This window comes from Pseudomonas viridiflava, from assembly GCF_900184295.1.
In the GTDB taxonomy this organism is placed as follows: Bacteria; Pseudomonadota; Gammaproteobacteria; order Pseudomonadales; family Pseudomonadaceae; genus Aquipseudomonas; species Aquipseudomonas viridiflava.
The window spans coordinates 4,175,616-4,199,539 of record NZ_LT855380.1; the positions used below are offsets into that span (position 1 = coordinate 4,175,616).

The window sequence follows — 23,924 nt, forward strand, 5'->3', positions numbered from 1 at the left end:
CGCCGACTAGCCTTCCGGCTGCCGGAACCCGGCTTGTGCCTCGGCAAATGACACCCACGGCAGCTCCATGCCCGGAACCAGCGTGGCCACGATTTCCTGCGTATGGTGAGTGAAGTACTTGAGTTGACCGATGGGGTCGAGCGTGATGCCCGCCAGGACCAAAGCGATGATGAGGCTACTGACGGACACGCGCTGACGGGAAGGTTTGAGCGCCTGACGTGCAACCGGCAGTACCAGCACCAGCCCGACCAGAAACCACACGAACAGGCGCGGCATCAGGCGCTGACGGTCCAGGCCAACCTCCCAGAGCGCCCATACTGTGCTCAGCAACAGCATCAGCGTGAACAGCCAGACAGCGAAGCGCAGCCCGATCACCAGCAAAATACCGATGGCCGAGAAGCCGAACCCGCAAAGCATGTAGTAGAAGGAACCGCCCAGGCCCGACAGCCTGAAGCCGCCGATGACCATGATGATGCCCAGCCCCAGCAGCAGGACGCCCAGAAACGTCGGCAACAGACGTGCACGACTCAACGCACCTTGAGTAGACATTGGATCTCCCTATCTTTTTGGTTTCGGCCCAGTCCATTGGGCCGACACTGGCGAAGCCAGTGTGTACAGCGTCGAATCTAGCGACTAACCGGTAAAGCGGACTTGATCTGGATCAAGCTTCGTCGGCGTCGTCTTCATCGCTAGGCGTGAAGGCATCGAGGCAGACGATGCGGTGGTCGGCGTTGCCATCGTTGACGACCCAGCTTTGCAGCGACTCGTCGAAGACCGCAGCCTTGACCTGATCCAGCGTGAAACGCCATACCTTGCGCTCGCGTCCGTCCATGCACTCGATGTTCAGCTCTTCACCCAGGGAAAAATCCCAGGCGTGAAGACCGTCGATTTCCAACATCGAAGAAGTTTCAAGGGCGGAGAACAAGGTGTCTGGGGTAGTGGTCATGAGAGTATCCGGGCTGCAAAAGCGCGAATGATAGGGCAATAGCGCGATGACTTGCCATGATCTTCGCGAACTCTGCAACGTCCACCAGCGGACGCGGAGCGTCCTGGGCGGCGTTACCACGCTGGAGCGTGGGAACGAGCAGTGGTCTCACGCACACCGATCATGCCCATGCTCCGCGCTCATCGTTATACACAAGTCCGCAAGACGCGCAAAACGGGGGCTAAAACGAAAGTGACTGACGGAATGCATAACCCGTGGTCGCAGCAAGACTCGGGTTTAACGCTGAGCACAAGTATGGGCATGGGCATGATCGACGTGCTTGAGATCACGCTGATCGTTCCTACGCTCCGCGTGGGAATGCCTCCCAGGACGCTCCGCGTCCGCTCTTAAATGTGGCGCAGATGCGTGGACAAGCTCCAGCGTTATCCACGTCATGCGCTCGGCTCACTGAATCCGCAATCTGTGCCATTTGTGACGCTCTGCGTCACCTTGAGGAGATGGCGCAGAACAACATGCGTGCCCTTATCTCACAGCTTGCCAATCCCGCCCGGCTGGAACACCGCTTCGCTCGGTGCCAGACCGTTGACCAGCGGCTTGCCGAATTCAGCCTGGCTGACTTCGAACTTATCCCCCGGCTGGGTCCGGATGCCGTCGGCGAAGGACAGCGTCGCGGTGCCGAAGAAGTGTACGTGCACGTCACCTGGACGCAGGAACTGGGCGTATTTGAAGTGATGGTACTCAAGGTTTTCCAGGCTGTGGCACATGTTGGCCTCGCCGCTGAGGAACTCTTTCTCCCACAGCACTTTACCGTCACGCCAGACCTTGCTGGTACCCGACAGGTTCTGCGGCAGATCACCCACGCGCAGTTCCGGCCCGAACGAGCAGGCGCGCAGCTTGGAGTGGGCCAGGTACAGGTAATTGCGGCGCTCCATGATGTGGTCGGAGTATTCATTGCCGATCGCGTAGCCCAGCCGGTAAGGCTTGTGGTCGTGGCCGATCACGTACAGACCGCTCAACTCCGGCTCTTCCCCGCCATCTTCAGCGAACGGCGGCAGCGAGAACGACTCGCCCGGACGCACGACAATGCTGCCGTCACCCTTGTAGAACCATTCCGGCTGCACACCGACCTGCCCGGCTTGCGGTTTGCCACCTTCCACGCCCCACTTGAAGATGCGCATGGTGTCGGTCATGGCTGACTCGTCACCCGACTGCTGATGCATCTTGTCCCGCGCAGAAGCGCTGCCCAGATGCGTCAGCCCCGTACCACTGACCAGCAAGTGCGCCGGATCCGGGTGATCCAGTGGCGGCAGAATGCGCAGCTCTTCCAGCAGTTGCGCGTAATCATGCGCCTCGCCAACACCGCGCTGCTCGACCTGCTGCGCAAGCCCTGAACCTGCCTTGATCGCCGCCAATGCCAGTTCGCGCACGCTCTCTACGCCCTGCACTTCACGCACCTGATCGCCGTCCACCAAACCGACCCGACGCTCACCGTTGTTCAATTCAAATTGCACCAACCGCATGGAAATCTCCTTTCAGACAGTGAAAAGCCGGACCTAGCGCGCCTTGGCGCTGGCGGCGAACTCGGAGGCTGGCAGCACATGTTTGCGCTCCAGCACGTGATAAACGATGCCGGTCAGCACCAGGCCGAAGACCATGACGCCGGACAGGAAGTACAGACCTGACGCCAGACTGCCGGTCACCTCTTTCAAGGCGCCGATCACGAACGGTCCAATATAGCCGCCCAGGTTGCCGACCGAGTTGATCAACGCAATGCCGGCAGCGGCACTGGCACCGGCGAAGAAACGGCCCGGCAGGGTCCAGAACACGGCCGTGCAGGAAAACAGCGCGAAGGCCACGACACACAATGCTGCCAGTTGCGCGACCGGCAACGTCAGCCAGGCACTGCAGAACAGACCGATGGCGCCCAGCACATACAGCACCGCCAGATGGCCGTAACGGTCGTTGAGGCGGTCGGAACTGCGCGGCACGATCAGCAGGCCGATGATCCCGAAAATGTAAGGCACTGAAGACACGAAACCGGTGGTCAGATCACTGCCGCCGAACTGCTTGATCAGCGTCGGCAGCCACAGGCCAAGTCCATAGATGCTCAAGGTCACGGGCAGGTAGAACAGCGCCAGCAACAACACGCGCTTGTCCTTGAGCGCATGCAGCGGATTGCCATGGCGGGTCTGGCCGTACTCCTCCAGATCTTTCTTCAGCTCGCCGGTCAGCCAGTCCTTCTCGTCCTGACTCATCCAGTTGACCTGCTGCGGACCGTCAGGCAACCAGCGCAACACCGGCCAGGTCAGCAGAATCGCAGGGGTACCGATGACAATGAACAGCCACTGCCAGCCATGCAGGCCCAAAACGCCATCCATGCCCAGCAGACCGCCGGACACGGGACCGGTGATCATCATGGCGATGGGTTGCGAGAGGATGAACAGGCCCAGGATCTTGCCGCGATGGCGGACCGGAAACCACTGGGTGATGTAGTACAGCACGCCAGGAAAGAAGCCCGCCTCGGCCGCGCCCAACAGAAAGCGCATCACGTAGAAGCTGTGCGGCCCCTGAACGAAGGCCATACCAATGGTGATGGCGCCCCAGGTGATCATGATCCGGGCAAACCAGCGGCGTGCGCCAAAGCGTTCGAGCATCAGGTTGCTGGGGATTTCCAGCAGGAAGTAACCGATGAAAAACAGCCCGGCACCCAGCCCGTAGGCAGCGTCGCCGATACCGATGTCGGCACCCATGTGCAGCTTGGCAAAGCCCACGGCAGAGCGGTCCACGTAGGCGATCAGGTAAAGCAGGATCAGAAAGGGAATCAGTTTGAACGTAATGCGACGTATAAGCCGCAGTTCCTGGCTCATGAAGGCGGTCTCCCATTGTTTTTGTTATGGAACCTGCGGGGATCGCCTCAGTACCTGGGTGCCGATATGCAGCAACACCGAGGCAAGGGTCGTCCCTCAACTGAAAACGACTATATAGTAATACTATTTAAACTGACAACTCTTCCAATCGGCGTTTTTTAGGCTTACCTTAGCCAGCAGCATCGACATTAAGTCTTACAATAAGAGAGCCGATCATGTCTGACTCCGATAAAAAACCGACCCTTCGTTCTGCCCAGTGGTTTGGCACTGCCGACAAGAACGGCTTCATGTACCGTAGCTGGATGAAGAATCAGGGCATCGCCGACCATCAGTTTCAAGGCAAGCCGATCATCGGCATTTGCAACACCTGGTCCGAGCTGACGCCTTGCAACGCCCACTTCCGTCAGATTGCCGAACACGTCAAACGCGGCGTGATCGAGGCCGGTGGCTGGCCGGTTGAATTCCCGGTGTTCTCCAACGGTGAATCCAACCTGCGCCCTACCGCGATGTTCACCCGCAACCTGACGAGCATGGATGTCGAGGAAGCGATTCGCGGCAACCCGATCGATGGCGTTGTGCTGCTGACCGGTTGTGACAAGACAACCCCGGCCCTGCTGATGGGCGCGGCCAGTTGCGACATTCCGGCCATCGTCGTGACCGGCGGCCCGATGCTCAATGGCAAGCATGAAGGCAAAGACATCGGCGCTGGCACCATCGTCTGGCAGATGCATGAATCCTATAAAGCCGGCACGATCAGCCTGGATGAATTCCTCTCTGCCGAAGCTGGCATGTCCCGCTCGGCAGGCACCTGCAACACCATGGGCACCGCGTCCACCATGGCCTGCATGGCCGAAGCGCTGGGCACCTCGCTGCCACACAACGCAGCGATTCCGGCAGTGGATTCACGACGCTACGTGCTCGCACACATGTCCGGCATGCGCGCCGTGGACATGGTTCGTGAAGACCTGCGTCTGTCGAAGATCCTGACCAAGGCCGCGTTCGAGAACGCAATCCGGGTCAACGCCGCCATCGGTGGCTCGACCAATGCCGTGATCCACCTGAAAGCCATCGCCGGACGCATCGGCGTCGATCTGGAGCTGGATGACTGGACCCGCGTCGGTCGCGGCATGCCAACCATCGTCGACCTGCAACCGTCCGGGCGCTTCCTGATGGAAGAGTTCTACTACGCGGGTGGCCTGCCCGCCGTGCTGCGACGCATGAACGAAGCCGGTCTGCTGCCCAACCCTGACGCACTGACCGTCAACGGCAAAAGCATTGCCGAGAACACCTGCAACTCGCCGATCTATGGCGAAGATCAGGTGATCCGCGCGCTGGACAACCCGATCCGCGCCGACGGCGGCATCTGCGTGCTGCGTGGCAACCTCGCCCCGCTGGGCGCCGTGCTCAAGCCTTCCGCTGCGACACCTGCGCTGATGCAACATCGCGGTCGCGCCGTGGTGTTCGAGAATTTCGAGATGTACAAGGCCCGCATCAACGATCCGGATCTGGACATCGATGCAACCTCCGTTATGGTCCTCAAGAACTGCGGACCCAAGGGTTATCCCGGCATGGCCGAGGTCGGCAACATGGGGCTTCCGGCCAAGCTGCTGGCTCAGGGCGTGACCGATATGGTGCGGATTTCCGATGCGCGCATGAGCGGTACGGCCTACGGCACCGTGGTGCTGCATGTGGCACCGGAAGCGGCGGCAGGCGGACCGCTGGCGGTGGTGAAGGAAGGCGACTGGATCGAACTGGACTGCGCCAGCGGGCGTTTGCACCTGGACATTCCTGAAGCGGAACTGGCGGCGCGTCTGGCCGACTGGCAGGCACCACCTCAATTGCTGCTGGGTGGCTATCGCCAGCTGTATATCGATCACGTCATGCAAGCGGATCAGGGCTGCGATTTCGACTTCCTGATCGGCAACCGAGGCTCTGAAGTGCCGAGGCATTCTCACTAGTCGCTGACTGCCATCAGTTCCCTGTCCTGAGAAGCGGCTGCCCCTCCCACGGGCGGCCGCCTTGGGCGATGCGCAGTGTTATGATGCGCGGCACTCACCGCCAGGATCGACGCACGTTCCCATGGACTACCGAAAGCCTTCAGACCGTAAAAGCATGCACGCGCGCATTGTCCAGGAACTGGGCATGCAGATCGTATCCGGTCGTTTCAAACCTGACGAAAAACTGCCTCCCGAGGCGCTGCTCTGCGAAGAGTACGCCGTCAGCCGTCCGGTGCTGCGTGAAGCCACGCGGGTATTGGTGGCCAAGGGTCTGGTCTACTCGAGGCCACGCGTCGGCACGGTGGTCAAGGAACGGCGCGAATGGCACCTGCTGGATCCGGATGTATTGCACTGGGTGATGCAGAGCTCGCCGCAGAATGAGTTCTTTAACCTGCTGACCAGTGTGCGTGCGGTGATCGAACCCGCTGTTGCAGCGCTGGCGGCGCAGCATGCGACGGATGAGGAAATCGAGTCGATTCATGAGGCGTATCAGCGCATGGAAGCGGCCCCGACGCCGGAAGACCTGCTGCAACCTGACCTGGATTTTCACAGCCGTATCGCCGACGCAACCCACAATGATCTGCTGGCTCACTTGTGCAACATGCTGTCACTGGCATTGCGCGAAGCGCTGAAGTATTCCAACAAGCGGCCCAACCTGCACGAGCTGGCCATGCCGCGTCACAAGGCCATCCTCACCGCCATCCAGAACCGCGACGCCCTCGCCGCCCGCCATGCTTCGCTGGTGCAACTGGACGATGCGCGCAATGCGTTGACGGTGGTACTGGGCGGGGTTTGATTGCCAAGAGCCAAAAGGATCATTTGAGCCATGCGCTCGGCTCCCTGGCTCCACAGTCTGAGCCATTTGTGACGCAGAGCGTCACGGGCGGCATGCCCACGCGGAGCACTCATCGTTATACACAAGTCCGCAAGACGCGCAAAACGGGGGCCAAAACGAACGTGACTGACTGAATGCATACCCCGTGGGAGGCGGCAAGACTCGGGTATAACGCTGAGCACCAGCATGGGCATGGTCGGCGTGCCTGAGATCACGCTGATCGTTCCTACGCTCCGCGTGGGAATGCCGCTCAGGACGCTCCGCGTCCGCTCTCGAATGTGGCGCAGATGCGTAGACAAGCTCCAGCGTTATCCACGTCATGCGCTCGGCTCACTTAATCCGCAATCTGTGCCATTTGTGACGCGGAGCGTCACGGGAGGCATGCCCACGCGGAGCGATGGGCACGATCAGGGTTGAAGCAGACTTGTGTATAACGATGAGCGCGGAGCATGGGCACGATCAGTGTCGGGGCAGGTGATGATCGTTCCTACGCTCCAGCGTGGTAACGCCGCCCAGGACGCTCCGCGTCCGCTCTTGAATGTGACGCAGAGCCTCACGGGATGCATGCCCATACTGAGCGCGGCGCGTAGACGCACTCATGTGCCACCGCCCTATCAATGCGAAAACAGTGAATTCCCCACCTTGCCCGCCATTTTCTCCGGTTTGATCAGGAACCGCGCCAGCGCTGGCAGCAGCCACAATGCGCCGAACATGTTCCACAGCAGCATGAAGGTCAGCATCAGGCCCATGTCGGCCTGGAACTTGATCGCCGAGAAGATCCAGGTGCACACGCCAATTGCCAGACACAGACCGGTAAACAGCACCGCCTTGCCCGTGGACTTGAGGGTTTCGTAATAGGCCTCCTGCAACGGCAGTCCGGCGCGCAGGAAACTCTCCAGACGGCTGTAGATGTAGATCCCGTAATCGACACCGATCCCCACGCCCAGTGCCACCACCGGCAAGGTCGCGACTTTCACGCCGATACCCATGAACGCCATCAGCGCGTTACCCAGCACCGAAGTCAGGACCAGCGGCAGCACGATGCACAGCGTGGCCGCCCAGGAGCGGAAGGTGATCATGCACATGGCGGCGACGCAGATGTAGACCAGGATCAGGATGGTCAGCTCGGACTTCTTGATCACCTCGTTGGTCGCCGCTTCGATACCGGCGTTGCCCGCAGCCAGCAGAAACTGCATGTCCGGGCGGTCGTTCTCTTTGGCGAAGTCCTGCACCGCATGTACAGCACGGTCGAGGGTTTCAGCCTTGTGGTCGTTGAGGAACACCAGCAGGGGTGCCAGCGAACAGGTGTTGTTGTACAGGCCATCGGCGCGGGCGATGGAGTTGTTGAGCACGTCCTTGTTACGCGACAGGGTTTCCCATTTCAGGTTGCCCTCGTTCATGCCCTTGATGACCTGCTTGGAAACCGTCACCAGCGAGATGGCCGATTGCACGCCCTGAGTGTTCTCCATCTTCCAGGCCAGTTCGTTGATCGCCGACATCGTCGGATAGGCCGAGCAGCCTTCTGGAGGCGTCTTGACCATCACCACCAGCACGTCCGAACTGGTGGAGTAATGACTGATGATGAACGCGTTGTCCTTGTTGTAGCGTGAATCGGGACGCAGCTCCGGCGCGCCCTGATCCAGGTCGCCGATCTTGAGGTTCTGGCTGTACCAGAGGCCGCCACCGAAGGCGAGCAGCGCCAGCACAATGGAAACCGGCGCAACCTTTGCGCTGGCAAAGTTGGACAGCAGCCGCCAGAACGGATGCTCGGACACCGCATCCTGCTTGCTGCGATTGATCGCCCGCTTGCTGATGCCTGCGTAGGAAATCGCCACTGGCAGCAGGATCAGGTTGGTGAACACGATCACCGCGACACCGATGGACGCCCCGATGGCCAGCTCGCGAATCACGCCGATATCAATGATCAGCAGCGTGATGAAACCCACGGCGTCGGCCAGAATCGCGATCATGCCCGGCAGGAACAACTGACGGAAAGTACGCTTTGCCGCCATCAATGCGTTTTCGGCGTCGCTGGATTGCAAGGCAATACCGTTGATCTTCTGCACGCCATGGGAAATGCCGATGGCAAAGATCAGGAACGGCACCAGCATCGAGTACGGGTCGATACCGAACCCCACGACATGCATCAGCCCCAGTTGCCAGATCACCGCAATCAACGTGGTGATCAGCACGGCGATGGTGCTGCGAAGGCAGCGGGTGAACCAGATCAGCAGAACCAGCGTGATCAGAAAGGCGATGCCGAAGAACATCACCACCATGAACAGGCCGTCGATCAGATCACCGACCTTCTTGGCGAAACCGACAATGTGAATCTTGATGTTGGGGTTCTGGGCTTCGTACTTGTCGCGAATCTTCTCTTCGAGCTGGTGCGAGAACTGTTGATAGTCCAGCGCCAGCAACTTGCCCTGATCAGCAGGGTCCGGATAGGACTCCTGCAACGGCACGTCGATGATGCTGGACTTGAAGTCGTTGGCCACCAGCCGCCCGACCTGCCCGGACTTGAGTATGTTGTTGCGCAACAGGTCCAGACTCTCATCCGAACCGTTGTAGCTCTGCGGAATCACTTCGCCACCGGCAAAGCCCTCCTCCGTGACTTCGGTCCAGCGTACGCTCGGGCTCCACAGCGATTTCAGGCCGGAGCGGTCGACGCCGGGGATGTAGAACACCTCGTCGCTGATCTGGCGCAGCGTCTCCATGTACTGCTTGGAAAAGATGTCGCCATCCCTGGCCTCCACCGAGATACGCACGGTGTTACCCAGGTTCGCGAGATCGTTGCGGTGCGCCATCATGTTCTGGATGAACGGATGGGACAGCGGAATCATCTTCTCGAAGCTGGTGGACGGGCGAACCTGGGTGGCCTGCCAGAACAGAAAAATGCTGGCCAGCAGGCACAGAATGATCACGGCCGGGCGGTTGTTGAATATCAGGCGCTCGAGAAAGGTCTCTTTTCCGCCGGAATGCTGGGTGTGTTGAAGATTGGTCATGCCTGAATGTCCCCGCCCTGAAAGGTCTTATTGTTGGGTCGTCTCGGCGCCCGTTGGCGAGGCGATGCGAACGCCTCCTTGACCTACCAGAATCAGATTGCCTTGAAGATTGGAGGTCACACCCGCCAGCGAGATCCGGTCGGGGCGGTTGAAGACCTGAAAGGTTTCGCCGTCGTCGCTGCTGCGCATCACACTGCCGCCATTGCCGACCAGCACCAGCGAGCCATCAGCCAGCAGCGAAGCGCTGGCCAGACCGAATTCCAGCGGGCCGCGTGCGCCCTGCAGTTCAATGGGCTGCCAGGTGTCACCAAAGTCAGTGGAGCGGAACAGATTGCCGCGCAAACCATAGGCCAGCAGCGTCGACGGGCTGGCGGTGCCGATCACCCCGAACAGCGAGCCCTGATAGGGACCGTCAAGCTTTTCCCAGGTCTGCCCTTCGTCACGGGAGCGAAACATGCTGCCAGCCTCGCCGACGATAAACAGCCCGGCGTCCTTGACCTGGGTGATGCCGTTGAGGTGGTATTGATCTTCGTTGTCCAGACGATCACTGACATCTTCCCAGTGCTGTCCGCCGTCAGTGGTGGTCAACAAGGCACCGTAGGCCCCGACGGCCAGACCGTTCTGCAGGTCCTTGAACCAGACATCCAGCAACGGCGCCTCGCGTGCAAGGTCTTCGAACTGTTTGTTCCAGCTCTTGCCGCCATCGCTGCTGGCGAGGATCTGTGCGTCGTGTCCCACCGCCCAGCCGTGCTGTTCGTCGACAAAATAGACGGCGGTCAGCAACTGGCGAGTCGGCACGCGGGCCTGGACCCAGCTCTTGCCCTGATCATCGGAATAAAGAATATGGCCGTGATCGCCGACTGCGACCAGTCGAGCCCCTGCGTGGGCGATGTCCAGCAGCAGGCCGCGAGCGGCTTTCGCTGATTCAATGGCATAAATGCCGGTCGTGCTGGTGGTCGCGGCTGGCGCCGGATCGGTCGCGGCCATGAGCGGTGCAGACACCGTGCACGCCATCAGGATTGCCAGGGACATGCCCGCGCGTAACCGGGTGCGCCGATAGACAGGCTCACTCATGGACGTTCCCCTCTTATTGTTATTAGGCTCTGACACCGGCCCGCTCGCACGGGTCAAACGCTCGCGAGCGCTCTGGCCGTACCTTTTGCAAGCCTCGCCATCCTAGGCAGTTTTGCAAATGGCTGACAATCGACATGTCGTTATCTTTTGTTAAGCGCATTGACTGTGATTGATGCGCTATCAGCCAGCCTGATACAGAACGTGTCGATCGCAGTCAGTCGATGACGACGTGAGGCAGGAAACGGCTGGAGTCCTTGGTGATCAGGCTGTCGTCTTCCCGGATGCCGATACCCGAGGCCAGATCACCGATCACCCAGGAACCGATCAGTGTATAGCTGTCGTCGAATCGCGGCAGTGGCGAGTACGCCTGCATGATGTAAGGCGCATCGGTATACGGCCCATCGACAGCAATGACCTGATCACCCGGTGTGCGCATCTCGATGTTGGCGCCTTCGCGGGAGAAGTACGGCTTGCGTACCCAGCCTCTGGGCACAGCCTGCCGGGGATCACGATCCACGTGGGACTCCAGCAGGTTGGGATGGCCTTCGTTGAATTGCCACAGCAGCGGCAGAATGCCTTTGTTGCTGAGAATGGCCTTCCAGGCCGGCTCGACGAACTGTGTGCCGCTGGCCGCGACATACTCGCCGAACGACTCGTGAAAGATGTGCTCCCAGGCATGCAGCTTGAACAGACGTTCGATGGGCTGTGCGTCGAGATCGACAAAGCGTCCGTCGGTGGTCAGGCCGATGTCTTCGATGTCGATATGTCGGGCGTCGATGCCGACATGAGCCGCCATCCGACGCAAAAAATCGGTGGTGCCGCGATCCTCCACTGAACCCGACATCGCCGAAAAATGAAACGGACCCTGACGGGGAAACTCGGCGAACGCTCGCACAAGATCTTCGGCGATGGAGTTGAACTGGGTGGCATGAGCAGGCAGAACACCGCGCGCCATCTGCTCTTCCAGCCACAGCAGTTGCACCGCCCCGGCCTCCATCAGGCTGGTCGGGGTATCGGCATTGATTTCGTACATCTTCGCCGGACCGCTGCCATCGTAGGCGAAGTCAAAACGTGCATAGAGGTGCGGGTGACCCTGCTTCCATGAGGTGCGGATCAGTTCGAAGAACGCTTCCGGAATGGCGAGCTGGCGCAGCAGCTCTTCGCTGTCCACGATCCGTCCCACGGCATCCATGCACATCTGATGCAGTTCCTGGGTCGGCGCTTCCAGATCGCGGGTGATCTGCTGTTCGGTGAACAGGTAATACCCGCGTTCATCCCAGTAGCGTTCGCCGTCGATGGTGTGGAAGTTGAACCCCTCACGCTCGACGGTGGCTTGCCAGTCAGGTCGTTCTTCGATGCTGATCTTTTTCATGGGCCGGATCCGTCAGCCTCCGAAACTGCTACTGCTACTGCTGCTCTTGCCACCCCAGCCGCTGCGCGCCGATGCCTGGCTGCCGAAGCCACCGCGCGAAACCGTCGAAGACACCGATGACCCGGAACTGGAGCGTGACCCGAAGCTGGACCCCGAACTCGAGCCTGAGCCTGAACCGGAACTGCCGAGACTTCGACCCAGCGTATTCCTGTCGTAGCTGCCGGAGCCTGAGCGTGCCTGGGTCGAGCTGCCGAAAGTCTTGCCACGCTCCATCTGGCTCGGCAACGACGAGCCGTAATAACCGAACGAGCCCGAGCTGCGGTCGTCGCGAGTCTGGTAGATAGGCTGCGAGTAGTAGCGGCTGCCACCACCAAAGCCATTGCTCATCAGGTTGCCGATCAGCAGGCCGGTCAACAGTCCGGTGGTGCCGCTCATGCCGGGTGGTGCAGTCTGTGCCACTTCCTGCTGGGCCCGTTCCAGAGCATCCTTGGGCACATTGCCTTCAAACCCCAGCTCGAACCCGCCCATTTTGGGCATGTACTTGCCGTCGGACGTGACCTGGCAGTAGTCCGGGATGAAATCGGCATCACACGAAGCCTTGTCATCGTAGACCGGAGCGATGGCTCGGTGATCCGACATAGCCTTCATGAATGCGTCCGAGCACACATCGACCGGAACCTTGGATTCGGTGCATTCCTGGACCGACTTGAAGCTGGCCCGCGCCGTGAAGTTGGGCTCCTCGTCTGCAGCGCCACAGCCGGAAATAGCCAGAGGCAGCGTGCTGACAAGCACCCATTTTACTGAACTGCGTCTCATCGATAGTCTCCTTGACCGTCGCTGCTGTCAGACCGAGGGGGTCATGCAGGCTGCGTTGAGGAGACCGACGCTGATCGCGACGCTGGCCGAGTAGATGGCTGCTGCTGTTTCGCCCTTGGCAATGCGCGTCGACAGCCCTTTGAGCACCACGCTAGTCACGCCAAACGCGGCCAGTTGCACCACGGCTGCGATCACCACCCAGACGATCACGTCCAGAATGCTGATGCTGTACGTGATGATGTTGCTGGCTGGCAGCGCGAAACCGATCAGCGAACCACCCAGCGCAAGTGCGGCGGCGCTGTTGTTCTCGCGGATCAGCGCGAATTCCTTGTGCGGCGTGATGCGGCTGTAGATGAACTGGAACAGGGCGAACAGGATGGCCGCCACCAGGATGTACATCACAAAACCGAACACCGCAGTGGCGTTGAGCGACATACGAAGCGCGTCGATCATGAGGATTTCCTTGTCATAGAACGTTGATATCAGTGGATTGCAGCGTCACGCCAACCGCCGTGGTGAGGGTGATCTCGCCCTCCTCGTCTTCCTCGACCGAGAACAGCAGGAACTCCCGACGATTGATCAGGCCTGTCTCACGGGCGTACAGCATGCTCAGGTGTTTGACGCGATAGGCGCCGTCAGGGCTGACAACGTCTTCGTCCAGCGGCGTCAGCTCGGTCTGTCCGGGTTCGGTTCCCCATTGCCTTTCGAATACCTCGCCTTCGTGCTCGTAGGTCGGCAGCCCGATCTTCGACGCAGGTCCGGTCAGGCGCAGCAACTCGTCCTTGCTGGTGATCGGCGAGGCACCGTAATAGCCGAACAGGATGATGTCCTGAATATCTTCAGGCGCAGGGCCATTGGTGACCACTTGCAGAAAGTAGTCTTCGTTATCCAGATAGAAACGCTGAAGCGCCATGGACTGGCCAAGGTCGATACGGCCAACCGACCAGACTTTTTCGTCGCCGGGAATGACCACATAGGAATGCCCGTCGAGCAGCATCTTCAGCGAGCTGTCCAGGCACAGCATCCGTCCGGAGGCCAGGCCCAGCGGACTGGAAAGGCCCGTCGTTCCGTTGGCACTGGCCGACGTCTTGTGCGCTTCCAGCCCCATGGCACGTTTGAACCAACTCATAGCGCATCTCCTCGAAGCCGACTGGAGGCAATGTAGAAAATTTCCCCACCGTGTACAGGTACATCATTGGCGGGATTGATCTGAAACTGCGCCACGGCAGAGGCTCGATAGCCGATCAGCGTGGCGTTGAACTCCTGACGCAGGCGCATGTAAAGGTCGCCACAGGATGAGGTGTAATTGTCTGGCAGCACGTGGCGGAACTGCGTGGCGCCCTCGCCGATGCACAGCAGCTCAGTGATCACCGAACTCGAGCCCGGATCCTGAGACGAACGCACCAGCATTTCAATGGCCATGTTCGACGTGCATTCCAGTTCGGGGGCATAGGTTCTGGCCAGCGCCGCCCGTTCGGAATTGTTGAAATGCGCCACGACATGCCCGGTAGGCCCCAGACTCTTGAGCGTCAGCACGATTGCCAGGGTCAGGCTGTCGGACTGGGTGTGCACCAGAATTCGTTGCGCGCCGATGGCTCCGGCACGCAGCAGCACGGCTGGCGAGTCCAGCGAATCGCCCTTGATGAACGAGGCACGACCCGGCATCGGGTTTTCCGTGATGATCGAGTCACAGATCACCAGTCCTGTGCGGCTGGTGGACGTGTCCTGGCCGAGCAGCTCGACGATGCGTTCGCTGGTTTCACCGTCCCAGCCGACGAGTAAGGTGTGGCCGGTGAGAGCCGAGCAGTCGCCCTGTCCTTTCATGTTTCTTCTCCAGATGTCACCGACCGAAGTCGACGCCTTGCCAATGACGGTCGTCAGCAAGGCGATACCGCCCAGCATGATCCAGGTGGTGGTAATGAGCTTTCCCCACTCTGACTTGGGCGACAGATCGCCGTACCCGACCGTGGTCGCCGTCGTGAGGTAGAAGTAGGTGAAATCGACACCCTGAATCAGGTGTTCCTCGCCCGCCAGCGTCAACAACAGCCAGGAGACGATGTAGTGCGTCAGCAGCAGGACGCCAATCCCGGCCCAGCCGAATCGTTCGAAGAACACCGAGGCGTGACGCCGAAGTAACAGCAGCAGGGTCATGCGTGCAAATCCATGATTCAGGTTCCCTTCCAGACGGGTCGGCAACGACGACCCGCAATCCACAGCATGCCCTTCAAACCACCCGGGTGGTTTCACTCTGTAACGTTTTCGAATGCATCAGCCGGGCGACGACGACACCCGCAAGCGCGCCGGCCAGGTGCGACTCGAATGAAATACCCGGCATGGGAACGAATCCATAAATCAGTCCGCTGTAGCCGGCCAGCGCGATCATCGCCAGAAAGAGGCTGACCAGACTGCGCTGATACCAGGCACGCGCCAGTAAATAGGTCCACAGGCCGAATATCAAGCCACTTGCACCGACATGAATGCTGGAACGGCCAAACAGCCATACCAGAATGCCACCCAGTACACAGATCAGCCCTGCGACCCAGGCATAACGTTTCACACCTTCGGTCGCCACCAGCCAGCTCAGCACCATGAACGACAGCAGATTACCCAGCAGATGCCGGAACGAACCATGGATGAAAGGCGCAAAAACGATGCCCTGCAAACCGGAAACTGTACGCGGAATGATACCGTACGTGACCAGATTGCCGGACGAGAACACATTGACGAACTGCACGGCGACCAACAACAGCGACAGTGCGAGGATGACCTTCAATCGTGCCGAAAAGCTCATCCGGTCGCCTCGCCTGCCTTCAATGAACGATTACTGTGCAGGCGTCTGGCTTTTGGCTTTCAGGCGCGCCAGCACATCATTTGCACCGCCGCTTTTGGCACCAATGCCCGCTTCCTGAAGACGACGCTCCAGATCGCTGCCGTTGGACTGACCCGCCAGCTCTTCAGCGGCTTCCAGCTTGGCGTCCTGTTCGTCCTGACGCTGCTTGAGGCGAGCCAGCGAACCGACGGCCGTTTCGACCGCGCCGCTCGCGCCACCGGTGGCAGTGGCTGTTGCAACGCGGGCTTTCTGTACGGTCTCGCGCGCCTTGGCCATTTCGACCTGCTGCTTGAGGCTCTTGATGCGCGACTCGGCTTTGACGACCTGTTCCTGCAGCAGACCGACCTGCTTGCCGAACTGATCAGCCAGTTCCTTTTCCTGATCACGCAGGGCTTCGATCTCGGCGATCTTGGTGGCGCATTCCACAGCCAGCGCTTCTTCACCCTTGTTCAGGGCCTGCATGGCGCGACCTTCCCAGTTGGCGATACTGGTGGCGTGCTCTTCAAGACGCTGCGCCGAAAGCTTGTGCTTGGCCTTGATGGTGATCAGGCCGTCGCGCGCCCGGACCAGCGCGCTGTCTGCGTCACGGATTTCCTGATCCAGAATACGGATCGCGTTGGCGTCGGCGATCGACTCGCCCACTTCGGAAGCTCCGCCACGGACGGCGGTAACCAGTTTTTTCCAGATGCTTGTTGTCATGAATGCTTTGCTCCTGACAGGGATGTTCAGTAAATGAAGTGATCTTCGAAGGCTTCGGCCGCACGGATCACGTTGTCCGCGAGGGTCAGAATTTCCTGAACAATCACTGTGAGCGAAGACGCAGCGCTCAGCGCGCCAAACAGGCAATAGACTTCCTGGCCATCAGCCAGACTTTCGATACCGACCGAAGACAGCGGAAACAGGTCGCGACTGCGCAACACTTCGCCATTGAAGGCGGCGACATCCTTGATCTTGTTCACTTCGATCAGCGTGGCGTCGGCCAGAATCTGATCGCCCTCGACCGCGATGTAGATAGGCAGATCACCGAAGTCGGCCATGGTCAGCTTGATGCCTGCCGCGTCGCCTTCGATAACGCCCATCTCGATCCTGCCCTCAGTGACCAGATCCAGTTCGGAAAGGGCCTTTTGCAGAGAGCTGATCGTCCAGTTGGTGTTCTCGGTCATGAAATCCTCCAGTTTGATCCTGTCACCCAGAAAGGGCTGTCTTAACGCTTTCTCGATCCCCCGCAGGGCATCGACGTTCTCGGGCCGTATCCAGAACTCCCGCTTGACCAGCCCGGCGTCCTTGAGTCGCAGACGCATTTCACGCATGTAGTCGGTGGAGCTCTTCGATGCCTTGGCCGGGTCAGTTGCGTTATCGCCCTTGGTTTTACGAGGCATTGGCGCTTCCCCTTGTGTATGGCCATGAAACTGATGAGCAACGTATCAGAAGTTTTCACGGCTGGATATATATCACATGTGAGATTTTTCGTAGGATTTGTCTCGATGTTCACGCGATCATTGCGCGCGCAATCTGTGGTGTCTGAAACGCCCGGTCACTCACTGCATAAAAAAGGGCCGTCCCCCGCAGCGGACAGCCCTTCTGTTCAGAGTGCCGACATCACACCCTTCATTACATAAGCCCTTATTCGGCCAGGCTCTTGCTCACCACTTCATACACATCCGGCGACAACTTGCCGGAAGCAAGGATGCGCTCCAGCTCGGCTTTCATCAGGGCCTGACGGGCGCTGTCGTATTTGCGCCAGCGAGTCAGTGGAGCCAACTGGCGGGAGGCGATCTGAGGGTTGAAGCCGTTCAGCTCGATGACCAGGTCCGCCAGGAAGCGATAGCCAGAGCCGTCCGCAGCATGGAAGTTGATCAGGTTCTGCGCGGCAAAGGCACCAATCAGGGCGCGGACCTTGTTGGGGTTCTTGAGGTTGAACGCAGGATGCTGCATCAGCTCTTTGACCCGCTCCAGGCCACCCGGCTGGGTGCTGCCAGCCTGGACGCTGAACCACTGATCCATGACCAGCGCGTTGTCCTTGAAGTTTTCCGCGAACACGGCCAGCGCCTTGTCACGCTCTTCGGTGAACGGCGAGTTGACCAGTACGGCCAGTGCAGTCAGGCGCTCGGTCATGTTGTCGCTGGTATCGAACTGGTCGATGGTCGCGGTCAACACCTGCGGCTTGCCGCTGAGCATGAGGTACGACAGCGCGATGTTCTGCAACGCACGGCGGGCGAAATGCTCGGCCTCGGCGACGTAAGGTGTGACTTTGGAGATGTCACGATTGGCTTGATAACGCGCCCACAAACCGTCGAACAGGCTGTCCGCCAATTGCTGACGGGCGAATTCGCGCGCCGCATGAATGGCTTCGACGTCCGCCACTTCGCTGATTTCAGTCAGATACGCCTCGCCCGGCAGCGACAGAATTTCCGCGACCATTGCCTGATCCAACTGCTCGTCAGCCAGCACGGTGCCCAGCGCTGTCACCAGACGCTGGTCCATGACCAGTGCCTGACCTTGTTGATGTTGAGCAATCATTTCCTGCAGAACCTGCACCGACAGTTGCTGACCGGCATCCCAGCGGTTGAAGCCATCGCTGTCGTGCTGCATCAGGAACATCAGCTGGTCGCGGTCGTAAGGGAAGCTCAGCTTCACCGGTGCCGAGAAGCCGCGCAGCAGGGATGGCAACGGCTTTTCAGTGACATCGACGAACGTGAACGTCTGCTCGGCCTCGGTCACCGACAGCACGCGCGTGGTACCCGTGGCTGACGCTTCGCCCGACAGACGCAGCGCAATGTCGTTGCCCTGACTGTCCAGCAGGCCCAGCTCGACCGGAATCACGAACGGCTGTTTCTGATCGCCCGGTTGACCCGGTGTGGTCGGGCAGCTCTGGCGGAAGGTCAGGCTGTAGGTGCCGGCTGCGCTGTCATAGGACTCGCTGACCGCCAGACGCGGCGTACCGGCCTGGCTGTACCAGCGCTTGAACTGGGTCAGGTCGACGCCGTTGGCATCTTCCATCGCCTTGATGAAGTCATCGCAGGTCACGGCCTGGCCGTCATGCCGCTCGAAGTACAGATCGCTGCCCTTGCGGAAGCCGTCGGCGCCCAGCAGGGTATGCAGCATGCCGACCACTTCGGACCCCTTCTCGTACACGGTCAGGGTGTAGAAGTTGGAAATCTCGATGAAGCTGTCAGGACGCACGGCATGGGCCATCGGGCCTGCATCTTCGGCGAACTGGTGAGTGCGAAGGAACGCGACATCCTGAATGCGCTTGACCGTGGCCGAGTTCATGTCGGCGGAGAAGCCTGCGTCGCGGTAAACCGTGAAGCCTTCCTTGAGCGACAGCTGGAACCAGTCACGGCAGGTCACGCGGTTGCCCGACCAGTTGTGGAAGTATTCGTGTGCCACGATGGCCTCGACGCGCTGGTGAGCGGCGTCGGTGGCGGTCTCGGCACGGGCCAGCACGGCGCTGGAGTTGAAGATGTTGAGACCCTTGTTCTCCATCGCGCCCATGTTGAAGTCGTTGACGGCGACTATCATGAAGATGTCCAGATCGTACTCACGACCATAGGTCTCCTCGTCCCAGCGCATGGACTTCTTGAGGCTGTTCATGGCGTGCTGGCACTTGTCGATGTTTTCCGGCTCGACATAGATGCGCAGGGTCACGACCCGCTGGCTCATGGTGGTGAAGGTGTCTTCGACACACCACAGATCGCCCGCTACCAGCGCGAACAGGTAGGCCGGTTTCATGAACGGATCTTCCCAGGTCGCCCAGTGACGACCGTCCTCTTCCTCGCCGCTGGCAACCGGATTGCCATTGGACAGCAGGATCGGGAAGCTGTGTTTCTCTGCGCTGACCGTCGTGGTGAACTTGCTCATCACGTCAGGGCGGTCAAGGTAATAGGTGATCTTGCGAAAGCCTTCGGCTTCGCACTGGGTGCAGAACATGCCGCTGGACTTGTACAGCCCTTCCAGTGCGGTGTTGGTTTCCGGGTGGATGCGCACGGTACTGTCGACCGTGAAGCGCTCTGCCTTGGGGTGCAGGGTCAGGTGGTCTTCGGTCAGTTGATAATCGACCGCCGTCAGCTCGACGTCGTCCAGATTTACCGACAGCAGCTCCAGGTGCTGACCGTCCAGCACCAGTGGCGGCAGACCGGCACCACGCGCAGGGTTACGGCGCATGACCAGTTGCGCGTGGACCAGCGAGTGGTCGTCGAACAGCTCGAACGTCAGGTTCGTCTCGTCGATGAGGTACTCGGGCGCCTGATAATCCTTCAGGTAGATCATGGTCGGTTGTTCGGTGCGCATGCTGGAATCCTTTTACTGATGCACGGCCAGCTGGTAGGCCGTGTATTTGCGAATATTGATCACGCCTGTATCGAAGATCAGGTATTGGCCTTTGATCCCCAGCAGCGTGCCCTCGGCAATCGGGTTCTTGTCCAGGTTGAAGCTTACGATCTTGGTCGGATAAGCCTCGACCGGATAGCGAAACTCGACGGGCTCGGCGTCATGAAGTAATTGGATGGCTTGCAGACCGAATCGTTCTTGCAATCCCAGCAGGCCCGCGCCGCAGGTGTCGAACAGCTCCTGACGGATAGCCTTGAGGTCCACCGGCTGGGCATCACCCTTGAGCAAGGCTCGCCAGTTGGTACGGTCGGCCACCTGACTGCGCAACAGGTCTTCGACAAAGCCCGACTGCTGACGCGTAGCGACGCGCAGGATCGGCAGCGCCTGGCTGGCGCCCTGGTCCAGCCAGCGGGTCGGCAACTGGGTGGAACGCGTGATGCCCACCTTCACGCCCGACGAATTGGCCAGGTAGACAATGTGGTCAGTCATGCAGAACTGCTCGCCCCACGACGGATCACGGCAGGTGCCCTGGTCGTGATGGCATTTTTCCGGGCTCATGATGCACACGTCGCACTGCGCCAGCTTGAGCATGCAAGGGTAGCAATAACCCTGGCTGTAGCTGGACTTGGTCTTGCGACCGCAGTGGCTGCAATGAATGGCGCCCAGAAATTCCAGACGGACCGTCTTGCCGATCAGCGGGTTGACGGCGATTTCAGTGTCGCCCAGGCGAAAAGCGTACTGCACCAGCGATGAATCGTCGTCCTGGCGCACGGACATCTTGTTTACGGCGCCGCGTCCAATCTCGATCAATGGATGGCATCCGACTTGAACAGGATATTGGGCACCGGTGCCGACTTGGACGAACATTCCTGCGGCCCCATGTAACCGGTGCGCTGGTCTTCAGGCAGGTTCTGCGCTTCCCAGGCGATCAATGCCTGCAGCGACAGCTCACGCTGCTCCTGGGTCAGCTTGCGACCATCGGACCATTTGCCGATTTCCACGGCCAGTTTCAGGCTCTCGTAGATATCCGGGGTGATGTTTTCAATCATTTCTACAAAAGACGACATGGCGCACTCCAGAAAATAGCGGGCAATTTTAGGCCTTGCGGCGCGCGAGCGCACCACCCAGCAGGCCGGTAATACAACCAATGATCAGGCCGCCGACGTGGGCACCGTTGGCGATTTCGCCAAAGCCGAGCATGCTCACCAGACCTGACAGGCACAGCACCAGCCAGATCAGCATCATCGCCAGCACGCCGCGCGGCAGGCGGTAGACAGGATTGGGCGCCAGCATCTGGAAAATCCAGCAATGGCCGAGCAGACCATAAAGCACACCGGACAGCCCACCGAACAGACTTGGACCGGACGACAGGTACTGAACATAGTTGGACACTGCCGAGAACAGCAGCGTCAGACCCAACAACTGCCAGCTGCCCTGACGAATCTCGATCCGCCGACCCAGCTCCCAGTACCACATGCCGTTCATGGCCAGATGCAGGATGCCGAAGTGAATCAGCATGGGCGATACGATCCGCCACCACTGACCACTGGCAAGCATGTCATCCAGCGGCAGGAAGGTGGCGTAATCACCCTGAACGCGGAAGTCCAGAAACGTCAGCCAGCGAATGGCTTCCAGATTGTCGCCCAGCAAGGTCAGACCGGCGACGAGCAACGTGACCAGCAGCACCAGCGCGGTCACCGGGCAACGTCGCAACTGATGCATCACACCGGGACCACCGGTGACCGGAGCCTGAGTGCTGCCGGGCAATTGAAAGGCTTCGTCACCTTGGGGGAAACGCTCGTACAGCTCTCGGACGTCTTGCACCAACTCTCCCGCGTCCGGCACCCACAGTACCTGTTCGCCCACTTCCTCACTGACCCGGTGCGGAATCTGCAGACGCTGCAACAGGGTCACGAAACCGCTCAGGTCAGCGTTCAACGGCAGACGCAGTGCTGCAACAGGGTTCATCGTGAAACCTCGGGACGCTGTACGTCGACCCAGACGAATTTGTCCGGATCGATGTGTGTTTCCTGATCCAGTCGGTAAGCGACCAGTTTGCCGTAGAGCACGGCACTGTAATCCAGACAGGCCAGGTTCGGCCGGATGGGTGCAGGAATACCACTGCGCCAATAATGACCGACGAACAGCATCGGCTCGTCACTGCCGTAACGCAGCAGCGCGTTCTTTTCGGAAGTGGACAATGGCGTCTTGGCCACGCCCTCGGGCAGCGCGTCGGGCTGGAACACGATATCGCCGTAGGTCTGCGGATCGTCTTCCCAGAACTTGGTGCGGAAGAAGGCACGGGTTAGGCCGTCACCACCGGTCAGGGTCAGACCGTGCGGCAGGCGCATGTCGGTGCCGCGCAGCAGGCGGTTGAACACATTGCTGGCAAAACTGCCGGGCACGGCCGAGGCCTGGACGAAGTGTTTATCGATGCAACCGGTACCGTGCAGACCGCGCAACGGATCGATCAGGGTTGCATCCCAACAGGCATGCACCACCCTGAAACGCCCTGCATCCAGGTACAGAGGCAGCTCATAGAACCACTCGACGAAGGCTTTCCACTCATCGGGATGCTGTTCGAACTGCGCCAGCGTCTCGCCGATCAGCTTGGCGTGACGCGGCGTGTGCTCACGCACGAAGCGGTGGCCGCTTTCCGGCAACGCCGGCGTGACCCAGCCCAGTGCGTTGAATTCATGGTTGCCCATGATGCAGTACGCCTGACCGGCCTGGACCATGTCATGAACGATATGCAGCGACTCACGGATGCGAGGCCCGCGGTCAATGATGTCACCGAGAAAGATCGCGATGCGTTCAGGGTGGCGCCACACGCCAGCCTGGAGGCGGTAACCGAGAAGCTCCAGCAGATGCTCCAGGGTATGAGCACACCCATGCACGTCACCGATCAGATCGTAGCCACGCGCCGGATCGATCATCAGTCGCCTCCAGCACCAAGCCGGCTGCCCCAGCCGAGCTTGGTGCGGCAGACTTCGTAGTAGTTGTGGTCCAGAGGATGAATCAGGCGCAGCTTCTGCGGTTTCTTGCTGACCGTAATGGTGTCGCCGGGCGCGCAGGTGAAGTGGTTCTGCCCGTCACAGGAGACTTGCGGATAGATCGTCATGTCCTTGGCGACCACGATTTTCAGCTCGCTGTTGCCATCGACCACGATGGGCCGGCCGGACAAGGTGTGCGGGTACATCGGCACGATAACGATAGCGTCGAGCTTGGGGTGCATGATCGGGCCGCCCGCCGACAACGCATAGGCTGTCGAACCGGTCGGGGTGGCAACGATCAGGCCGTCAGCCTTCTGGCTGCACACAAACTGGCCGTCGATGTAGATCTCGAACTCGATCATCCGCGTCGATTTGCCGGGGTGCAGCACCACGTCGTTAAGCGCATCGCCCTGCCCGATCGCCTCGCCATGACGGCGAACCTCGGCCTGCAGCAGAAAACGGTTCTCGACCAGATAATGCCCGTCCAGCACTTCGGCGCACTTGACCTCCAGCTCGTCGGGACGGATGTCAGTCAGGAACCCCAGGCTGCCCCGGTTAATACCCAGAACCGGCACGTTGTGCCTGGCCAACGCCCGGGCAGCACCCAGCAGACTGCCGTCGCCGCCGACCACGATCACCATGTCGCAGACTTCACCGAGCATCTTGCGCGACGAGGTCTGCAGGCCGTGACCCGGCAGCACTTCGGCGATGGTCTCTTCAAGGATGACGTGAAGATGCCGGTCCAACAGGAATTTCTTGAGTCGGCGCACGGTATCGAGCACCTGAACACTGCCCAGGCGGCCGATGATGCCGATATTGCGAAATTGCTCCATGAGACTCCTGCTGCGGGTTCGAGACGG

22 protein-coding genes are annotated in these 23,924 nt (G+C 60.0%); 2 read left to right on the forward strand and 20 right to left on the reverse strand.

Features of this window, described 5'->3' with window-relative positions; translation table 11 throughout:
• Positions 1-6 precede the first annotated feature (6 nt).
• The 4 genes from CFBP1590_RS18640 to CFBP1590_RS18660 all read right to left on the reverse strand — a co-directional run bounded on the left by CFBP1590_RS18640 (position 7) and on the right by CFBP1590_RS18660 (position 3,813).
• Complete coding sequence (locus tag CFBP1590_RS18640) at positions 7-549, reverse strand: hypothetical protein (protein ID WP_058430586.1); 543 nt, start codon at positions 547-549, stop codon at positions 7-9.
• Between the two features lie 112 nt (positions 550-661).
• Positions 662-946, reverse strand: coding sequence for a DUF5629 family protein (locus tag CFBP1590_RS18645; RefSeq protein ID WP_058430585.1), 285 nt, complete (start codon positions 944-946; stop codon positions 662-664).
• A 527-nt stretch (positions 947-1,473) separates the two neighbouring features.
• The gene (gene araD1, locus CFBP1590_RS18655; protein ID WP_029243404.1) at positions 1,474-2,466 is read right to left on the reverse strand and encodes an AraD1 family protein; all 993 of its coding nucleotides are present in this window, start codon (positions 2,464-2,466) and stop codon (positions 1,474-1,476) included.
• Between the two features lie 33 nt (positions 2,467-2,499).
• A complete protein-coding gene (locus CFBP1590_RS18660) occupies positions 2,500-3,813 on the reverse strand; it encodes an MFS transporter (RefSeq protein WP_004884507.1) in 1,314 nt (437 codons plus the stop codon).
• A gap of 215 nt (positions 3,814-4,028) precedes the next feature.
• On the opposite strand from CFBP1590_RS18660, the gene CFBP1590_RS18665 reads away from it, so the two are divergent.
• The gene (locus CFBP1590_RS18665; protein WP_088235706.1) at positions 4,029-5,771 is read left to right on the forward strand and encodes an IlvD/Edd family dehydratase; all 1,743 of its coding nucleotides are present in this window, start codon (positions 4,029-4,031) and stop codon (positions 5,769-5,771) included.
• Between the two features lie 121 nt (positions 5,772-5,892).
• Positions 5,893-6,606 carry a FadR/GntR family transcriptional regulator gene (locus CFBP1590_RS18670; protein WP_004884509.1) on the forward strand — a complete coding sequence of 238 codons (714 nt, stop codon included), beginning with the start codon at positions 5,893-5,895 and terminating at the stop codon, positions 6,604-6,606.
• Between the two features lie 653 nt (positions 6,607-7,259).
• Here CFBP1590_RS18670 and CFBP1590_RS18675 read toward each other — a convergent pair.
• From CFBP1590_RS18675 to CFBP1590_RS18750, 16 genes are all read right to left on the reverse strand, one after another.
• Positions 7,260-9,650 (reverse strand): efflux RND transporter permease subunit, encoded by a 2,391-nt coding sequence (locus tag CFBP1590_RS18675; protein WP_004884510.1) that lies wholly within the window; start codon positions 9,648-9,650, stop codon positions 7,260-7,262.
• 27 nt (positions 9,651-9,677) lie between these two features.
• Entirely contained in the window at positions 9,678-10,724 is a 1,047-nt protein-coding gene (locus CFBP1590_RS18680) for a WD40/YVTN/BNR-like repeat-containing protein (RefSeq protein ID WP_088235707.1), read from the reverse strand.
• 214 nt (positions 10,725-10,938) lie between these two features.
• On the reverse strand, positions 10,939-12,096 hold the full coding sequence (locus CFBP1590_RS18685; protein WP_088235708.1) for a glutathionylspermidine synthase family protein: 1,158 nt from the start codon (positions 12,094-12,096) through the stop codon (positions 10,939-10,941).
• A 12-nt stretch (positions 12,097-12,108) separates the two neighbouring features.
• The gene (locus tag CFBP1590_RS18690) at positions 12,109-12,912 is read right to left on the reverse strand and encodes a DUF1190 domain-containing protein (protein WP_088235709.1); all 804 of its coding nucleotides are present in this window, start codon (positions 12,910-12,912) and stop codon (positions 12,109-12,111) included.
• Positions 12,913-12,939: 27 nt separating this feature from the next.
• Positions 12,940-13,365, reverse strand: a complete 426-nt coding sequence (locus tag CFBP1590_RS18695; RefSeq protein ID WP_004884514.1) for a DUF350 domain-containing protein — start codon at positions 13,363-13,365, stop codon at positions 12,940-12,942.
• A gap of 13 nt (positions 13,366-13,378) precedes the next feature.
• On the reverse strand, positions 13,379-14,041 hold the full coding sequence (locus tag CFBP1590_RS18700; protein ID WP_088235710.1) for a YjfK family protein: 663 nt from the start codon (positions 14,039-14,041) through the stop codon (positions 13,379-13,381).
• Positions 14,038-15,063: an ion channel gene (locus CFBP1590_RS18705; protein WP_088235711.1), complete on the reverse strand. Its 1,026-nt coding sequence runs from the start codon at positions 15,061-15,063 to the stop codon at positions 14,038-14,040. Before CFBP1590_RS18705 ends, CFBP1590_RS18700 begins: the two co-directional genes overlap by 4 nt.
• A gap of 73 nt (positions 15,064-15,136) precedes the next feature.
• Positions 15,137-15,703 carry a rhomboid family intramembrane serine protease gene (locus tag CFBP1590_RS18710; RefSeq protein WP_088235712.1) on the reverse strand — a complete coding sequence of 189 codons (567 nt, stop codon included), beginning with the start codon at positions 15,701-15,703 and terminating at the stop codon, positions 15,137-15,139.
• Positions 15,704-15,733: 30 nt separating this feature from the next.
• A complete protein-coding gene (locus CFBP1590_RS18715) occupies positions 15,734-16,441 on the reverse strand; it encodes a PspA/IM30 family protein (protein WP_004884518.1) in 708 nt (235 codons plus the stop codon).
• A gap of 26 nt (positions 16,442-16,467) precedes the next feature.
• Positions 16,468-17,121 carry a YjfI family protein gene (locus CFBP1590_RS18720; protein ID WP_057410525.1) on the reverse strand — a complete coding sequence of 218 codons (654 nt, stop codon included), beginning with the start codon at positions 17,119-17,121 and terminating at the stop codon, positions 16,468-16,470.
• Between the two features lie 244 nt (positions 17,122-17,365).
• Positions 17,366-20,032, reverse strand: a complete 2,667-nt coding sequence (gene pepN, locus CFBP1590_RS18725; protein ID WP_088235713.1) for an aminopeptidase N — start codon at positions 20,030-20,032, stop codon at positions 17,366-17,368.
• 12 nt (positions 20,033-20,044) lie between these two features.
• Positions 20,045-20,881 (reverse strand): DUF2797 domain-containing protein, encoded by an 837-nt coding sequence (locus CFBP1590_RS18730; protein WP_004884521.1) that lies wholly within the window; start codon positions 20,879-20,881, stop codon positions 20,045-20,047.
• Positions 20,878-21,138 (reverse strand): YeaC family protein, encoded by a 261-nt coding sequence (locus CFBP1590_RS18735; RefSeq protein ID WP_004884522.1) that lies wholly within the window; start codon positions 21,136-21,138, stop codon positions 20,878-20,880. The genes CFBP1590_RS18730 and CFBP1590_RS18735 overlap by 4 nt, the downstream gene beginning before the upstream one ends.
• 28 nt (positions 21,139-21,166) lie before the next feature.
• Positions 21,167-22,039 carry a rhomboid family intramembrane serine protease gene (locus CFBP1590_RS18740; protein WP_025994377.1) on the reverse strand — a complete coding sequence of 291 codons (873 nt, stop codon included), beginning with the start codon at positions 22,037-22,039 and terminating at the stop codon, positions 21,167-21,169.
• Positions 22,036-23,007 carry a metallophosphoesterase gene (locus CFBP1590_RS18745; protein WP_004884524.1) on the reverse strand — a complete coding sequence of 324 codons (972 nt, stop codon included), beginning with the start codon at positions 23,005-23,007 and terminating at the stop codon, positions 22,036-22,038. The genes CFBP1590_RS18740 and CFBP1590_RS18745 overlap by 4 nt, the downstream gene beginning before the upstream one ends.
• A complete protein-coding gene (locus tag CFBP1590_RS18750; protein ID WP_004884525.1) occupies positions 23,007-23,897 on the reverse strand; it encodes an NAD(+) kinase in 891 nt (296 codons plus the stop codon). The genes CFBP1590_RS18745 and CFBP1590_RS18750 overlap by 1 nt, the downstream gene beginning before the upstream one ends.
• Positions 23,898-23,924 lie beyond the last annotated feature (27 nt).

Bases quoted from the DNA above. Each gene is read 5' to 3' on its own strand.
- CFBP1590_RS18640 (WP_058430586.1), bottom strand. From the start codon at position 549: ATGTCTACTCAAGGTGCGTTGAGTCGTGCACGTCTGTTGCCGACGTTT.
- CFBP1590_RS18645 (WP_058430585.1), bottom strand. From the start codon at position 946: ATGACCACTACCCCAGACACCTTGTTCTCCGCCCTTGAAACTTCTTCG.
- araD1 (WP_029243404.1), bottom strand. From the start codon at position 2,466: ATGCGGTTGGTGCAATTTGAATTGAACAACGGTGAGCGTCGGGTCGGT.
- CFBP1590_RS18660 (WP_004884507.1), bottom strand. From the start codon at position 3,813: ATGAGCCAGGAACTGCGGCTTATACGTCGCATTACGTTCAAACTGATT.
- CFBP1590_RS18665 (WP_088235706.1), top strand. From the start codon at position 4,029: ATGTCTGACTCCGATAAAAAACCGACCCTTCGTTCTGCCCAGTGGTTT.
- CFBP1590_RS18670 (WP_004884509.1), top strand. From the start codon at position 5,893: ATGGACTACCGAAAGCCTTCAGACCGTAAAAGCATGCACGCGCGCATT.
- CFBP1590_RS18675 (WP_004884510.1), bottom strand. From the start codon at position 9,650: ATGACCAATCTTCAACACACCCAGCATTCCGGCGGAAAAGAGACCTTT.
- CFBP1590_RS18680 (WP_088235707.1), bottom strand. From the start codon at position 10,724: ATGAGTGAGCCTGTCTATCGGCGCACCCGGTTACGCGCGGGCATGTCC.
- CFBP1590_RS18685 (WP_088235708.1), bottom strand. From the start codon at position 12,096: ATGAAAAAGATCAGCATCGAAGAACGACCTGACTGGCAAGCCACCGTC.
- CFBP1590_RS18690 (WP_088235709.1), bottom strand. From the start codon at position 12,912: ATGAGACGCAGTTCAGTAAAATGGGTGCTTGTCAGCACGCTGCCTCTG.
- CFBP1590_RS18695 (WP_004884514.1), bottom strand. From the start codon at position 13,365: ATGATCGACGCGCTTCGTATGTCGCTCAACGCCACTGCGGTGTTCGGT.
- CFBP1590_RS18700 (WP_088235710.1), bottom strand. From the start codon at position 14,041: ATGAGTTGGTTCAAACGTGCCATGGGGCTGGAAGCGCACAAGACGTCG.
- CFBP1590_RS18705 (WP_088235711.1), bottom strand. From the start codon at position 15,063: ATGACCCTGCTGCTGTTACTTCGGCGTCACGCCTCGGTGTTCTTCGAA.
- CFBP1590_RS18710 (WP_088235712.1), bottom strand. From the start codon at position 15,703: ATGAGCTTTTCGGCACGATTGAAGGTCATCCTCGCACTGTCGCTGTTG.
- CFBP1590_RS18715 (WP_004884518.1), bottom strand. From the start codon at position 16,441: ATGACAACAAGCATCTGGAAAAAACTGGTTACCGCCGTCCGTGGCGGA.
- CFBP1590_RS18720 (WP_057410525.1), bottom strand. From the start codon at position 17,121: ATGCCTCGTAAAACCAAGGGCGATAACGCAACTGACCCGGCCAAGGCA.
- pepN (WP_088235713.1), bottom strand. From the start codon at position 20,032: ATGCGCACCGAACAACCGACCATGATCTACCTGAAGGATTATCAGGCG.
- CFBP1590_RS18735 (WP_004884522.1), bottom strand. From the start codon at position 21,138: ATGTCGTCTTTTGTAGAAATGATTGAAAACATCACCCCGGATATCTAC.
- CFBP1590_RS18740 (WP_025994377.1), bottom strand. From the start codon at position 22,039: ATGAACCCTGTTGCAGCACTGCGTCTGCCGTTGAACGCTGACCTGAGC.
- CFBP1590_RS18745 (WP_004884524.1), bottom strand. From the start codon at position 23,007: ATGATCGATCCGGCGCGTGGCTACGATCTGATCGGTGACGTGCATGGG.
- CFBP1590_RS18750 (WP_004884525.1), bottom strand. From the start codon at position 23,897: ATGGAGCAATTTCGCAATATCGGCATCATCGGCCGCCTGGGCAGTGTT.